General features: G+C 73.5%; 13 protein-coding genes and 1 riboswitch. Of the genes, 6 read left to right on the forward strand and 7 right to left on the reverse strand.

The annotated features are described in order from the left end of the window. Nucleotides 1-223: 223 nt before the first annotated feature. From ACFVX6_RS28175 to ACFVX6_RS28200, 6 genes are all read right to left on the reverse strand, one after another. Nucleotides 224-1090: an ECF transporter S component gene (locus tag ACFVX6_RS28175; RefSeq protein ID WP_389696077.1), complete on the reverse strand. Its 867-nt coding sequence runs from the start codon at nucleotides 1088-1090 to the stop codon at nucleotides 224-226. Further along, a complete protein-coding gene (locus tag ACFVX6_RS28180) occupies nucleotides 1087-2988 on the reverse strand; it encodes an ATP-binding cassette domain-containing protein (RefSeq protein WP_389696079.1) in 1902 nt (633 codons plus the stop codon). Before ACFVX6_RS28180 ends, ACFVX6_RS28175 begins: the two co-directional genes overlap by 4 nt. Further along, the gene (locus ACFVX6_RS28185; RefSeq protein ID WP_389696081.1) at nucleotides 2985-4319 is read right to left on the reverse strand and encodes an energy-coupling factor transporter transmembrane component T; all 1335 of its coding nucleotides are present in this window, start codon (nucleotides 4317-4319) and stop codon (nucleotides 2985-2987) included. Before ACFVX6_RS28185 ends, ACFVX6_RS28180 begins: the two co-directional genes overlap by 4 nt. Further along, entirely contained in the window at nucleotides 4316-4999 is a 684-nt protein-coding gene (locus ACFVX6_RS28190; protein WP_389696083.1) for an SCO2322 family protein, read from the reverse strand. The genes ACFVX6_RS28185 and ACFVX6_RS28190 overlap by 4 nt, the downstream gene beginning before the upstream one ends. Continuing rightward, nucleotides 4999-6264 (reverse strand): prenyltransferase/squalene oxidase repeat-containing protein, encoded by a 1266-nt coding sequence (locus tag ACFVX6_RS28195; protein WP_389696085.1) that lies wholly within the window; start codon nucleotides 6262-6264, stop codon nucleotides 4999-5001. Before ACFVX6_RS28195 ends, ACFVX6_RS28190 begins: the two co-directional genes overlap by 1 nt. 142 nt (nucleotides 6265-6406) lie before the next feature. Continuing rightward, a riboswitch (cobalamin riboswitch) is annotated at nucleotides 6407-6487 on the reverse strand. Between the two features lie 79 nt (nucleotides 6488-6566). Beyond that, the gene (locus ACFVX6_RS28200) at nucleotides 6567-7631 is read right to left on the reverse strand and encodes an MBL fold metallo-hydrolase (RefSeq protein ID WP_389696087.1); all 1065 of its coding nucleotides are present in this window, start codon (nucleotides 7629-7631) and stop codon (nucleotides 6567-6569) included. Nucleotides 7632-7906: 275 nt separating this feature from the next. On the opposite strand from ACFVX6_RS28200, the gene ACFVX6_RS28205 reads away from it, so the two are divergent. The 3 genes from ACFVX6_RS28205 to ACFVX6_RS28215 all read left to right on the forward strand — a co-directional run bounded on the left by ACFVX6_RS28205 (nucleotide 7907) and on the right by ACFVX6_RS28215 (nucleotide 10153). Continuing rightward, a complete protein-coding gene (locus ACFVX6_RS28205) occupies nucleotides 7907-9385 on the forward strand; it encodes an aldehyde dehydrogenase (RefSeq protein WP_389696089.1) in 1479 nt (492 codons plus the stop codon). Beyond that, nucleotides 9385-9618 carry a ferredoxin gene (locus ACFVX6_RS28210; protein WP_266877329.1) on the forward strand — a complete coding sequence of 78 codons (234 nt, stop codon included), beginning with the start codon at nucleotides 9385-9387 and terminating at the stop codon, nucleotides 9616-9618. The genes ACFVX6_RS28205 and ACFVX6_RS28210 overlap by 1 nt, the downstream gene beginning before the upstream one ends. A gap of 142 nt (nucleotides 9619-9760) precedes the next feature. Further along, complete coding sequence (locus tag ACFVX6_RS28215) at nucleotides 9761-10153, forward strand: hypothetical protein (RefSeq protein ID WP_389696091.1); 393 nt, start codon at nucleotides 9761-9763, stop codon at nucleotides 10151-10153. Here the strand turns inward: ACFVX6_RS28215 and ACFVX6_RS28220 are convergent. Next, entirely contained in the window at nucleotides 10098-10766 is a 669-nt protein-coding gene (locus ACFVX6_RS28220) for a TetR family transcriptional regulator (RefSeq protein WP_389696093.1), read from the reverse strand. The genes ACFVX6_RS28215 and ACFVX6_RS28220 overlap by 56 nt on opposite strands. A gap of 259 nt (nucleotides 10767-11025) precedes the next feature. Between ACFVX6_RS28220 and ACFVX6_RS28225 the strand changes: the two genes are divergently transcribed. The 3 genes from ACFVX6_RS28225 to ACFVX6_RS28235 all read left to right on the forward strand — a co-directional run bounded on the left by ACFVX6_RS28225 (nucleotide 11026) and on the right by ACFVX6_RS28235 (nucleotide 14361). Then, entirely contained in the window at nucleotides 11026-12456 is a 1431-nt protein-coding gene (locus ACFVX6_RS28225; protein ID WP_389696095.1) for a glycosyltransferase family 4 protein, read from the forward strand. 61 nt (nucleotides 12457-12517) lie between these two features. After that, a complete protein-coding gene (locus ACFVX6_RS28230; RefSeq protein ID WP_266909223.1) occupies nucleotides 12518-13276 on the forward strand; it encodes a class I SAM-dependent methyltransferase in 759 nt (252 codons plus the stop codon). After that, nucleotides 13273-14361, forward strand: a complete 1089-nt coding sequence (locus ACFVX6_RS28235) for a prenyltransferase (protein ID WP_389696097.1) — start codon at nucleotides 13273-13275, stop codon at nucleotides 14359-14361. The genes ACFVX6_RS28230 and ACFVX6_RS28235 overlap by 4 nt, the downstream gene beginning before the upstream one ends. Nucleotides 14362-14503: the final 142 nt, after the last annotated feature.

Consider the following 14503-nt stretch of genomic DNA (forward strand, 5'->3'; position numbering starts at 1 on the left):
TTGCGACTCATCCAGTTCTACGGGGGTAGAGCGCGCCTGGCAACGACCCCTCTTACTAGTGGTCCTCGCAGCCGGGGCGCAACGACCCCCCTCCGACCGGGCGGGTATCGGTGCAGGTGGGGGCCGGTCTGAGGGGGTGGGTAAGGGCCGTTTGAGGACTACTATCCCGCTTGGTATGTGACCAAGGTCCTGTGGGGCGGGTCACCGCCGGGAGCCCCGAATCTCACCCTCCGTGGTGGATTGTGTCCCTTTCGGCGGAAGGCGGGCGGGTCGATCCGGCCCCTGGATCGAAGGCCACGGGGGCGTCGAACGCCGCTTTGCGAGTGGCCCGACGCAACGCCTTCAGCAGGGTCGCGCCGAGCGTGAGGGTCAGTACGACGGTCAGCGCGGCCCGGCCCAGGTCCCAGCCCACCGAGGTCGCCAGGCAGTACGAGAGGAAGCGCGCGAGGTTCGCCGCGACCGGGTCCCCGGGGTGGAAGGAAATGCCCTGGCCCATGCCCTGCAGGATCACCCAGCCCTGCAGGTTCATGACCGTGCCGTACGCGAACGAGCCGAGGAACCCGTACAGCGCGAGCATCGCCAGCTCGGCCCGCCCCCGGATCCGGTCCGAACCCGGAAGCAGTCCGGCCCCCAGCGAGAACCAGCCCATGGTCAGCATCTGGAACGGCATCCACGGCCCGACACCACCCGTGAGCAGGGCCGACGCGAACATCGTGACCGCGCCCAGGACGAAGCCGAAGCCCGGGCCGAGGACCCGGCCGCTCAGCACCATCAGGAAGAACATGGGCTCCAGACCGGCCGTACCGGCGCCGAGCGGGCGCAGGGCGGCCCCGACCGCGGCCAGTACGCCGAGCATGGCGACGGCCTTGGCGTCCATGCCGTCGTCGGCGATGGTCGCGACGACCACGCCGACGAGGAGGGGCAGCAGGGCTGCGAAGAGCCAGGGGGCGTCCTGGGAGTGGGCGAAGCCGGACTGGCGGTCGGCGAGGAGCGGCCAGCCGAAGGCGGCGATGCCGATGAGGGTGACGAGGACCAGGGCGGCGGCGGCGCGGGGGCCGATGCGGAGGGGGCGGGAACGGGGGGTGCTCATGAGGCGCCCCGGGCGGAGAGGGCCGCCTCGACCTGGGAGACCGTGAGCCAGTGGCCCGGGGCCAGGATCTTGGCCACCTGCGGAGCGAAGGCGGGGGAGGAGACGACGACCTCGGCGGTCGGGCCGTCCGCGACGATCTCGCCGCCGGCCAGGATCACCACGCGGTGGGCCAGCTCGGCGGCGAGCTCCACGTCGTGGGTGGCCAGGACGATGGCGTGGCCGTCGGCGGCGAGCCCGCGCAGGATCTCCACGAGGCGGGCCTTGGCGGCGTAGTCCAGCCCGCGGGTCGGCTCGTCGAGGAGCAGCAGGGCCGGGCGGCCGGTCAGGACCAGCGCCAGGGCGAGGGCCAGGCGTTGGCCCTCCGAGAGGTCGCGCGGGTGGGTGTCGTCGGGGACGTCGGGCAGGAGCGCGGCGACGAGCGCACGACAGGTGCCGGGCGCCTGGCCGGCGTCGTGGTCGGCGGCGGTGCACTCGGCTGCGACGGTGTCGGCGTAGAGGAGGTCGCGGGGCTCCTGGGGGACGAGGCCGACGCGGGTCACCATCTCGGGGGGCGGCGTGCGGTGGGGGGTGCGGCCGCTGACCGTCACCTGGCCGGCGGTGGGCTCCAGCGTGCCGATGAGGGTGGCGAGGAGGGTGGACTTTCCGGCGCCGTTGCGGCCCATCAGGGCGGTGGTCTCGCCCTTCGCCACGGTGAGGTTGATGTCGCGGAGGACTTCTGCGCGGCCGCGGCGGAGGGATACGGCCTTGACCGTGGCCGGGGTGGCCCCCGGCGTCCCCGGCGTCCCGGTGGGGTCGGCCGGGGCCGGCCGGGGGGTGCGGAGGCCGCGGCGCAGCCGGGCGAGCAGGCCGGGGCGGGGTGCGGGGCCGTGCGCGGGGTCGGAGCGGGGGCCCTGCGGGCGGCCGTCCCCTACCCACCCTTCGCCCGTTCCCCGGGGCTGCGCCCCGGACCCCTTGCGGGGCTGCGCCCCGGACCCCGCCGGGGGCTGCGCCCCGGCACCGGCCTGGGGCTGCGCCCCGGCACCGGCCTGGGGCTCCGCCCCGGCCTCGGGCTGCGGCTCCCGGGGTGTCGGTGTCGGGGTGGGTGCGGACAGGCGGGTGAGGAGGGGGGTGGCGCGGCGGCGGGCGTCGCGGATGGAGAGGGGGAGGGGGGACCAGTTCGCCAGGCGGCCCAGGGCCACCACCGGGGGGTGGACCGGGGAGACGGCCATGATGTCGGAGGGGGTGCCCAGGACGGGGGGTGCGCCCGGGGCAGGGAGGAGCAGGACCCGGTCGGCGTACTGGACCACCCGCTCCAGGCGGTGCTCCGCCATCAGGACGGTCGTGCCCAGGTCGTGGACCAGGCGTTGCAGGACGGCCAGGACCTCCTCCGCCGCCGCGGGGTCGAGGGCCGATGTCGGCTCGTCCAGGACGAGGACGCGGGGGTGAGGGGTCAGGACCGAACCGATCGCCACGCGCTGCTGCTGGCCGCCGGAGAGGGTGGCGATGGGGCGGTCGCGCAGGTCGTTGAGGCCGAGGAGGTCGAGGGTCTCCTCGACGCGGCGGCGCATGACGGAGGGCGCCAGGCCCAGGGATTCCATGCCGTAGGCGAGCTCGTCCTCGACGACGTCCGTCACGAAATGGGCCAGTGGGTCCTGGCCGACCGTGCCGACCACGTCCGCGAGCTCCCGCGGCTTGTGCGTGCGCGTGTCGCGGCCGGCGACCGTGACCCGGCCCTTGAGGGTCCCGCCGGTGAAGTGCGGGACCAGGCCCGAGACCGCCCCGAGCAGGGTGGATTTGCCGACGCCGGAGGGGCCGACGAGGAGGGTCAGCTCCCCTTCCGGGAGCGTGAAATCGGCGTGCGCGAGGGAGGGGGCGGTCGCGCCCTCGTACGTCACCGAAACGTCTTCGAAGACGATCACGGGCGTGGTGCCTCCTTCTGCGGTGAGGGGGGTAGGGGGGCCACCAGCGCCGGGAGGAGGCCGATGAGGATCGCCGCCGCCGGCCAGAGCGGGAGGGTCGGGACGACGAGGGGGACGACGCCGGGGCGCAGGGCCTCCGGGTCCAGGGACGCGGCCCGGATCAGCAGCGCCGCGACCGCCGCGCCCGACCCGGCGACCAGCCAGGCCCGTACGCCCCACCGGTCCGGCCGGTACCGGGTCCGGATCGACCGGCGACCGCCGAGACGCAGCCCGGCCAGGGCCAGGAGGAGGGAGAAGAGGAGGAGCGCGAGGCCGTACTCGGCGCCCTCCGCCGCCAGCAGCCCGTACGTACCCGCGCAGATGCCGAGCAGCCCGCCGAGGGTGAGCACGTTGGTGGTGTGGCGGACGGCGGCGGGAACGTGTGCGGTGCGGCCGTAGCCGCGGGCGTCCATCGAGGCGGCGATGGCCACGGAGCGTTCCAGCGCGCCCTCCAGGACCGGCAGGCCGATCTGGAGGACGGCCCGGACCCCGCCCGTGGGTCGGCCGCGCAGGCGACGGGCCGTACGGAGGCGGACCACGTCCGCGACCATGTTCGGCGCGAAGGTCATCGCGACGACCACCGCGACGCCGACCTCGTACAGGGCCGCGGGCAGCGACTTCAGCAGCCGCGCCGGGTTCGCGAGGGCATTGGCGGCGCCGACGCAGATGAGGAGCGTGGCCAGCTTCGCGCCGTCGTAGAAGGCGAAGACGAGCTGCTCGGCGGTGACCCGGCCACCGAGCCGGATGCCCTGCGCCCAGGCCGGGAGCGGGACCTCAGGGAGGGCGAACAGGGTGTGCGCGCCGGGGATGGGGGAGCCGAGGAGCATGGAGAAGACGAGGCGCAGGCCGATGACGAAGAGCCCGAGCTTGACGAACGCCCCGTAGGAACGCGCCCAGGGCGCGTCCGTACGGCGGGCCGCGACCACGTAACCGGCGACGCCGACGATCAGGCCGAGGAGGAGGGGGTTGGTGGTGCGCGAGGCGGCGGTGGCGAGCCCGAGGGCCCACAGCCACCAGGCACCCGCGTGCAGGGCGTTGCCACGCGTGGCCTCGGGGGCGCGCCATTTTTTGTACGTCGACACGCGCGGGGTGCCGGTTGCCCTGTCGGCGACTGGGCCGGTCGGGGTGGGGACGTCGCCCGACGCGCCGTGGGGCGTGCGCCCGGCCTGCGGCCGGGCCGGGTTCCCGCCCGCACCACCCGTGCGGGTGGACGGGCGGGTGCGGGTGGCCCCGGTGGGGGGTTGCCCGCCGTCGGCGACCGCCCCGCCGTTCTCCGTAGGGCCGTCCGTCATCGGGTGCGGCGGCGGGACTGCCAGAAACCGGCTGCACCCAGGGCCGCCACCGCTGCGATGCCCGCGAGGAGGCCCGCCGACGGGCCGCCGCCGGCGGGGTCGGCAGACGTGTCGGCGGGCTTGTCCGGGGCCGGGGTGGCGGCCGTGTCCGCGATGGGTTCGCCGCAGCCCTGCTTCGGGTAGCCCGAGACCGCGCACAGCAGCGCCGCGCTGTTGTAGCGCAGCGGCTTGGCCACCTCCGCCAGCGCCTCGGCCGTCGTGGCGTCCGGGCCGACCTGCGCGCACGCCGTACGCGGAGCGTCCTGCGGCGGGGTCTCGCCCGCCTGGGCCGCGGCGGGCGCGCCGAAGTCGATGACCAGCGCGACCCGCTTCTTGCCCGCCACCGGGGCGGTGGCCGAGCAGATGGCCGCGAAGTCGGGAGCCGTACGCGGCGGGGCGGCCTGATCGGCCGCGTCCTTGCTCACCACGAAGTGGAATCCCTGCACGGAGCCGTCCGCCGGACGCAGCGAGGAGGGGCCCTGGGTGGCGTACGCCCAGGTGCCCCCCGCCCCGTCCCAGAACGACCAGTAGCGGTAGGTCGAAGCCAGGGCGGGGGACGCGGCGAGCAGGGTCAGGACGATGCCGACGATGCCGACGACGAGGGCCGGCAGGGCCGGACGGACCGGACGGGGGCTGCGCATCAGAGCTGGTTCTTCTTCCGGCGGCCGCTCAGCACGATGCCGATGCCCATGCCTGCCGCCGCGCCCGCGAGGATCATCCACCAGACGTTGCCACCGCCGGAGTCCTTGTCCTTCTTCTCGTCCTTCTTCTCCGCCGACTGCTCCGACGCCTTCGCGGACGCGCTCTGCGGCGCCGGGCCCGTCGCGTTCAGCGCTGCCACCAGGTCGGTGCCGCCGAAGGACTTCGGGTCGGTGCCGGTCGCGTGCGCGGCCAGGATCAGGGTGCCGAGGCCGGCCGGGTTGCCCTTGGACCACTCGGCGGAGTTGGTCTTCAGCCACTCCAGGGCGCCGGCCGCGGACTGCTTGTGTCCGGCCGCGGCCAGGGCGATGACCGCGTCCGCGGTGTTGCCGGTGTCCGGGGTCGGCTGGTCGGCGCCCGGGGTGAGGGCGGTGAGGTGCCCGTCCTTCTTCAGGGACTCCGCCAGGTATCCGGCCGCGCCCTGGGCCGCCGCCGCCGGGTCACCGGCGGTCGCCGGGCAGGCGAGCGCGGCCGCGGGGGTGTCCGTGGGAGAGGAGGAGGGGGAGACGAGCGCGCCCTTGCCGAGGCCGGCCAGTACGGCGGCGGCCGTCGCGTCGGCGTTGGCGGGGAGCTTGCCGTCGGCCGTCGGCTGGTAGGCGAAGGCACCGCGGTCGGCGGCCGGCTCGGCCGAGCAGCCGAGCTGGAAGGCGAGCAGACCCTCGTAGGCGGACTTGCCGGCCGTGGACTTGACCTCGGCCGGCTTCTCGCCCGCCGCCGCCAGCGCGCTGATCACCACGGAGGTGGAGCTGGCCTCGCTCGGGGAGCCGGGGACGTAGGCCCAGCCGCCGTCCGCGTTCTGGACGGACTTCAGCCAGTCCACGCCCTTCTTCACCGCCGCGTCCTGGCCGCCGAGCGCCTTCAGCGCCTGCACGGCCACCGCGGTGGCGTTCGTGTCGAGCATCGTCTTCGCGTCGCACGCGGCTGCCGTGTCCGCGCGGAAGGAGGCGAAGCCGCCGTCGGCGCACTGCTGGCCGACGAGCCAGTCCACGGCCTGCTGGGCGGGCTTCTCGCCCACCGTGTGCTGGGCGAGCAGCGCGAACGACTGCCGCCACACCCCGTCGTACGTCGGGTCGTTCTTGCCGAAGAGCCCGGAGGGGACGACGGGAGCCGGGGACGGCGTGGCGACATCGGCGAGGGCCGCGGGGGCCGCGCCCACGCAGAGCACGGCGGAGACGGCGAGCGTGGCGGCGCTGCGGCGGACGTTCATGCGGGGCGGGTGCCTCTCGTGCTGGGGAACCGGGAGGCAGGCAGCACAGCGACGGAGGCTGGTACCGGGCTCCGGCTCCGTTTACCTCGACGGTGCCGGCCGCCGGAGGACCCGGCGGCACGAGCCGCGCACCTCCGGTACGGGGCAATCCGGCTCCCCGTCCCCGATGCTGCCGGGGCGGGTCACGGTTGCGGGTCAGCGCCGGATTCGCACCGGCTTCCCCCCGTACGGAAGTGTGGACGACGCCCATACTCTACCGGCCCGTAGCTCCGGTGCCGGGTGGCGCCGCCCACCCGAGCCCCTTACACGGCGCGGTACGTCACGGGCTCGCTGCCCGGCACCGCCTCCGCGCGGCCCTGCTTCACCAGGCGTCGCAGGTGGGCCTCCGCTTCGGAGACGGCGATGTTGCGGGAGCCGTACGGGATCTGCTCCCAGGGCCGGTTCCACTCCATCCGCTCCGCCAGCGCCCACGGGGTCAGCGGCTCGGCGGCGAGCAGGTCGCGCAGCCCGGTCAGCCGCTCCTCGTGGTGGTCCAGCAGCTCCCGTACGCGGCCCTGCGCGTCGGTGAAGGCGTACTGGTGGGCCGGGAGAACCTCGGCGGGCTGGAGGCGGCCGATGCGTTCGAGGGAGTCGAGGTAGTCGCCGAGGGGGTCGGTGACCCGCTCGGAGGAGGGGTCCTCGTAGAGGCCGATGTGGGGGGAGATTCCGGGCAGCAGGTGGTCCCCGGAGAAGAGGCGGCCGTTGCCGGGCAGGTTCTTCGGATGCTTCTCCTCCAGGTGCAGGCAGACGTGGCCGGGGGTGTGCCCGGGGGTCCAGATCGCCCGGAGCCGGCGGCCGGCCAGCGGCAGCAGCTCGGCGGGCACGATCTCCCGGTCGGGGACGGCGGCCTGCAGCCCGGGCAGGGTGCGCATGCGGCCGCTCGCGCGGGCGGCGCGCAGCGGGGCGATGTGCTCCTCGGGGGCTCCGGCGGTGGCCAGCTTCTCGCTCATGTAGTCGAACCAGACGCCGGGTTCGGACGCCCGGGTCCGTACGACGACCTCGGTATCGGCGGCGTGCATGGCGATCCAGGCGCCGGAGGCCTCGCGGACCTGGCCGGACAGGCCGTGGTGGTCGGGGTGGTGGTGGGTGATGACCACGCCGTGCACGTCGGCGACGGCGATGGAGAGGGCGCCGAGGCCGGCGACGAGGGTGTCCCAGGACTCGGGGTCGTCCCAGCCGGTGTCGATGAGGACGGGGCCGCGGTCGGTGTCGAGGACGTGGACGAGGGTGTGGCCGAGCGGGTTGTCGGGGATGGGGACCTTGATGCCCCACACGCCGCCGCCGTGATCGGTGACGTGAGGTGCCGCGCCGGGGGTGTCCTCTGCCATGAGGGGCTCCGCTCTAACGAGAACAGGTCTAACGAACCAACGGGAACGGGTCTAACGAACCAACGGGAACAGGTCTGCGAACCAACGAGACCAGGTCTAACGAGAACGTGTTGCAATAGTCGCCCAAGTCGACCACTTCTGCGGCCTCCTGACTAGTCGTTGGATCTTCGGGGTCTCGGGCGGAGCGGCGAGAGGGCGGTTCGGTCAGGGCCGTGGACTCCTAGAACTAGAACTGGTATCAGTTCTGCAACGCCAAGCCGCAGGAGGCATCAGCCATGACCGAGCTCGTGGAACACGGAAAACTGTTCATCGGCGGTGAGTGGACGGATCCGCTGGGCTCCGACACGATCAAGGTCGTCTCGCCCCACACCGGGCAGGTCATCGGCAGCGTCCCGCACGCCTCGAAGGCGGACGTCGACCGGGCCGTCGCCGTGGCCCGCAAGGCCTTCGACGAGGGCCCCTGGCCGCGCACCACGCTCGAAGAGCGGATCGCGGTGGTGACCAGGATCAAGGACGCCATAGCCGTCCGGCACGAAGAGATCGCCCGCTCGATCAGCTCCCAGAACGGGTCCCCGTACTCCTGGAGCATCCTCGCCCAGGCCCTCGGCCCGATGATGGTCTACGACGCCGCGATCACCGTGGCGCGCGACTACCCGTACGAGGAGTTCCGCCAGGGCGTCCTCGGCCCGATCCTCGTCCGGCGCGAGGCCGTCGGCGTGGTCGCCGCCGTCATCCCGTGGAACGTCCCGCAGTTCGTGGCCGCCGCCAAGCTGGCGCCCGCGCTGCTCACCGGCTGCACGGTGATCCTCAAGCCGTCCCCGGAGGCGGTCCTCGACTCCTACATCCTCGCCGACATCGCCCGCGAGGCCGGGCTGCCCGAGGGCGTGCTGTCGATCCTGCCCGCCGACCGCGAGGTCAGCGAGTACCTCGTCGGCCACCCGGACGTGGACAAGGTCGCCTTCACCGGCTCCGTCCCCGCCGGCCGGCGGGTCATGGAGGTCGCCTCGAAGAACCTCACCCGCGTGACCCTCGAACTCGGCGGCAAGTCCGCGGCCGTCATCCTCCCCGACGCCGACCTCGACACCGCCATCGCCGGCATCGTCCCCGCGGCCTGGATGAACAACGGCCAGGCCTGCGTGGCCCAGACCCGCGTCCTCGCCCCGCGCAGCCGCTACGAGGAGATCGCCGAAGCGCTCGCCGCCGCGGCCTCGGCGCTCGTCGTCGGTGACCCGATGGACCCCGCCACGCAGCTCGGCCCGCTGGTGGCCAGGCGGCAGCAGCAGCGCTCGCTCGACTACATCCGGATCGGCCAGGAGGAGGGCGCCAAGGTCCTGTCCGGCGGCGGACGTCCGGCCGGCTCGGACCTGGACCAGGGTTGGTACGTGGAGCCGACCCTCTTCGGAGACGTCGACAACACGATGCGGATCGCCCGCGAGGAGATCTTCGGCCCGGTCGTCTGCCTGATCCCGTACGGGGACGAGGCGGAGGCCGTACGGGTCGCCAACGACTCGGAGTTCGGGCTCAGCGGCAGCGTCTGGACCGGCGACGTGGAGCACGGCATCGACTTCGCGCGGCAGGTGCGGACCGGCACCTTCAACGTGAACACCTTCAGCCTGGACATGCTCGGGCCGTTCGGCGGCTACAAGAACAGCGGCGTCGGGCGGGAGTTCGGCCCGGAGGGGCTGAGCGAGTACCTGGAGCACAAGATGATCCACCTCCCGGCAGGGTACGTACCCCCCGCGGCCGGTGCGTGATGGGTGACCGCTGGCACGTCGAGGTGGACCGCGGAGTCTGCATCGGCTCGGGAATGTGCGTGAACCACGCCCCGGAGGGCTTCGCCCTCGACTCGGCGCGGCAGTCGCATCCGCGGGCGGCGGAGACGGACGCGAGCGAGCCGGTGCTCGCGGCGGCGGAGGGATGCCCGGTCGAAGCGATCGCGATCACACTGCTGGGCAGCGGCGAGGCGGTGTTCCCTCCGGAGGAGTGAGGGGGCCGCCGGGGAGCCGGGGCCGGGGTGCGGAGCCCGTGGAGCGGCCCCGCCCCCGCCCTACATTCGGCACCGTGTGACACTCCTGCGACCGCCGCCGGGCCGAACCTCGCCCAGCGGCTGCGCAAGGGTCGGGATGAGCATGAGCGAGAACAACGGGACACCTGTGCCCGTGTACGCCGGGCCGGATCCGACGCAGGCGATGGTGCGGGAGGACTTCGACGTCGTAACCGCTGAGGCGGGGGTCGGGCCGGACGCCGGTGAGGGCAATCCGAAGCGCGAGGCCTGGGGCGACTGCGCCGCCGACTACGTCAGCGTCGAGCCCGTGGGTGACGACCAGCTGACCAGGCTCGTGAACGGACTGGTGGCCCGCGGCTGGACGGTCCGCTCCCGCATGACCGAACCGGTGCTCGCGAGGAGCGGTTCGCGGAGTCCGACGGATAACCGGAGCGCGCGCACCCCCTACGGCGGAATCAGGACTATTTCGGTCCCGGCGGGGTCGCTGCCGGGTGGGGGTCGGCGGGCGGGGCCGTGAGGTCGATCAGGCGGCAGACCGTTTCGATGTCGATCTTCACCTGGGCGATCGAGGCGCGGCCCGACAGCCAGGTGATCAGGGCCGAGTGCCAGGTGTGCTCGATGACGCGGACCGCCGACAGCTGTTCCGCCGTCGGCGGGGCGTCCAGGCCCATCGCGTCCAGGATGATCGCCGTCGTCAGCCGGGAGACCGTGTCCACCTCGGGGCTCACGCTGCGGTCCGCGAAGGTGAGGGCCCGGACCATCGCGTCCGCCAGCTGCGGCTCCCGCTGGAGCGCGCGGAAGGCGCGCATCAGGGTCTCCGCGACGCGGGCCGCGGGCTCGTCCCCGGCCGGCGGGCGCTTGCGCAGCGTTCCGTGCATGTGCTGGAGCTGGTCCTGCATGGTCGCGACGAGCAGGTGCACCTTGGAGGGGAAGTACCGGTAGAGCGTGCCCAGGGCCACGCTGGAGGACTCCGCCACCTCCCGCATCTGCACCGCGTCGAAGCCGCCCCGGCTGGCCAGCTGGGCGCTGGCGTGCAGGATCCGCCTGCGCCGTGCCTCCTGGCGCTCCGTCAGGGGCGGAGACGCCGGTGTGGTGACGGCTGGGGTCACGGCCTTCGCTTCCGCTGTCATCTGTCCCGTTCCGGTTCCGAGGCGTTCCAGTTCCAAGGCGTTCATGTCTGTGCCGGGGCGGCCGCGGGAGCTGCCCCGGGCCGTCGCGCGCCCAGCATGGCAGGCGCCCGATCCGTGGCGCGAATCACCCGCCACCCCTCTTACGGTGTGGTTTCCGGCCGGTAGATTCAATGCTCTTCAACGGATCAAGTCTGAAACTTGTTCTACATTATGCGAGCGGTTACGCTCCGGCGAAAGTGCAGGGAGAAGGGGGCCGAGAGTGACCGCAGAGGCCATGGTGACGAGCCCTCTCACGGGTCCCGCCGCCGACGACAGCCGCCCGTTGCGGATCGCACTCCTCACCTATAAGGGGAACCCGTTCTGCGGTGGCCAGGGCGTCTACGTCCGCCACCTCGCGCGCGAGCTCGTGAAGCTGGGCCACTCCGTCGAGGTCATCGGAGCGCAGCCCTACCCGGTGCTCGACACCGACGCCCTCACCGGCGCCGGCGCCACCCTCACCGAACTGCCCAGCCTGGACCTCTACCGCAGCCCCGACCCGTTCCGCACCCCCAAGCGTGACGAGTACCGCGACTGGATCGACGCCGTCGAGGTCGCCACCATGTGGACCGGCGGGTTCCCCGAGCCGCTGACCTTCTCGCTGCGGGCACGCAGGCATCTGGCCGCGCGGGCGGGCGAGTTCGACGTCATCCACGACAACCAGACCCTCGGCTACGGGCTGTTGGCCGACCTCGGCGCCCCGCTGGTCACCACCATCCACCACCCCATCACCGTCGACCGCGAGCTGGACCTGGCCGCCGCCAAGGACCGCAGGAAGCGGGCCTCCGTACGGCGTTGGTACGGGTTCACGCGCATGCAGGGCCGCGTCGCCCGGCGGCTGCCCTCCGTGCTCACCGTCTCCGGCTCCTCCAAGAAGGAGATCGCCGAGCACCTCGGCGTCCGGGACGAGCGCATCCACGTCGTCCACATCGGCGCCGACACCGACCTCTGGTCGCCCGACGCCTCCGTGGCCGAGGTGCCCGGGCGGATCGTGACCACGTCGAGCGCCGACGTCCCGCTCAAGGGGCTCGTGCACCTCGTCGAGGCGCTCGCGAAGCTCCGTACCGAACAGCCCGACGCCCACCTCGTCGTCGTCGGCAAGCGCGCCGAACGGGGCCCGGTGGCCCGGGCGATCGACACGTACGGGCTCCAGGACGCCGTCCGCTTCGTCAAGGGCATCACCGACACCGAGCTCGTCGACCTCGTCCGCAGCGCCCAGATCGCCTGCGTGCCCTCCCTGTACGAGGGCTTCTCGCTCCCGGCGGCCGAGGCCATGGCCACCGGCACCCCGCTGGTCGCCACCACCGGCGGCGCGATCCCCGAGGTCACCGGACCCGACGGCGAGTCCTGTCTCGCCGTGCCGCCCGGCGACGCGGGCGCACTGGCCGCCGCGCTGGGCCGGCTGCTGGGCGACCCCGAACTGCGCACCCGGCTCGGCGCCGCCGGTCGCGAGCGGGTGCTGTCCCGCTTCACCTGGGCCAAGGCCGCCGAGGGCACCGTCGTCCACTACCGCGCCGCCATCGAGCGGGCGGCGGCGGGCGCGAAGGCCCCGACGGCCGCGCAGGCGGCAACGGCCGCAGCGGTTCCGACGGCCGCAGCGGTTCCGACGACCGCAACGGCCGCAGCCGCCCCGACGGCCGCAACGACCCGGTGACCTCCACCTTCCGTCCGATGCAGTTCCCCTCCCCACCCCGCGACAGCGAAGGCAGGACCCCGTGCTGACCGTCGATTTCTCCCGGTTCCCGCTCGCCGCAGGCGACCGCGTACTCGATCTGGGCTGCGGCGCAGGCCGGCACGCCTTCGAGTGCTACCGGCGCGGCGCCCAGGTGGTCGCCCTCGACCGCAACGGCGAGGAGATCCGCGAGGTCGCCAAATGGTTCGCCGCGATGAAGGAGGCCGGCGAGGCCCCGGCCGGCGCCACCGCCACCGCGATGGAGGGCGACGCCCTCGCGCTGCCCTTCCCCGACGAGTCCTTCGACGTCGTCATCATCTCCGAGGTGATGGAGCACATCCCCGACGACAAGGGCGTCCTCGCCGAGATGGTCCGCGTCCTGAAGCCCGGCGGACGCATCGCCATCACCGTGCCCCGCTACGGCCCCGAGAAGATCTGCTGGGCGCTCTCCGACGCCTACCACGAGGTCGAGGGCGGCCACATCCGCATCTACAAGGCGGAGGAGCTGCTCGGCAAGATGGAGTCCGCGGGCCTCAAGCCGTACGGCACCCACCACGCGCACGGCCTGCACTCGCCGTACTGGTGGCTCAAGTGCGCCTTCGGCGTCGACAACGACAAGGCGCTGCCCGTCAAGGCGTACCACAAGCTCCTGGTCTGGGACATCATGAAGAAGCCCGCGCTCACCCGGCTCGCGGAGCAGGCCCTGAACCCGGTCATAGGCAAGAGCTTCGTCGCCTACGCCACCAAGCCGCACCTCCCCGTGGACGCGGCGGCGGCCGAGGCCGTGGGCGCCGCGCAGTGAGTTCTCCCGGTCGCACCGCACCCGAACACCTGGTCCTGGACGGCGTACTGACGGCCAATCAGGCCGCCGACACCGTCGCCGGGATCCTCGCCGCGCAGCGCGCCGACGGGGCCATCCCCTGGTTCCGCGGGCACCACCTCGACCCGTGGGACCACACCGAGGCCGCGATGGCCCTCGACGCGGCCGGCGAGCACGAGGCCGCCGAGCGGGCCTACGACTGGCTGGTGCGCCACCAGAACGACGACGGCTCCTGGTACGCGGCCTACGCCGACCGCGAGGACGGGGTCGACACCCGCGAGCCGCAGGACGCGAGCCGGGAGACCAACTTCGTCGCGTACCTCGCCGTCGGCGTCTGGCACCACCACCTGTCCACCGGGGACGACGCCTTCCTCGACCGGATGTGGCCCGCCGTGTACGCGGCCGTCGAGTTCGTCCTGCGGCTCCAGCAGCCGGGCGGCGAGATCGGCTGGAAGCTCGAACCGTCCGGCAAGGGCGTCGCGGACGCCCTGCTCACCGGGTCCTCCTCCATCCACCAGGCGCTGCGCTGCGCGCTGGCCATCGCCGAGTACCGGGGCGATCCGCAGCCGGACTGGGAACTGGCCGCGGGAGCCCTCGGGCACGCGATACGCCGGCACCCGGAGCGGTTCCTCGACAAGTCCCGCTACTCCATGGACTGGTACTACCCGGTCCTCGGCGGGGCGCTGACCGGCGCGGAGGCGAAGGCCCGGATCGAGGAGCGCTGGGAGGAGTTCGTCGTCCCGGACCTCGGCGTACGGTGCGTGCTGCCGAACCCGTGGGTGACCGGCGGGGAGTCCTGCGAACTGGCGCTCGCGCTGTGGGCGACGGGGGAGTCCGACCGGGCCCTGGAGATCCTGCGCTCGATCGGCCACCTGCGGGCCGACAACGGCATGTACTGGACCGGGTACGTCTTCGACGACCGGACGGTCTGGCCCGTGGAGCAGACCACCTGGACGGCGGGCTCGCTGCTCCTCGCGGTGGCCGCCCTGGGCGGCGACGAGGCCACCGGCACGGTCTTCGGAGGGCTGACGCTGCCGTCGGGCCTGGAACCGGACTGCTGCGGCTGACGGCTGACGGCTGACGGCTGACGGATACGGGAGTGGGGGGGGGGGGGGGGGGCCCACCCCCCCCCCCCCCCCCAAGCCCCGGGCGCACAGACACAACCACCCCCCGCACACCACGAGGCCGCTCCGCAGCCACGACACCGAG

The organism is Streptomyces sp. NPDC058289, assembly GCF_042880975.1.
In the GTDB taxonomy this organism is placed as follows: Bacteria; Actinomycetota; Actinomycetes; order Streptomycetales; family Streptomycetaceae; genus Streptomyces; species Streptomyces stoeckheimensis.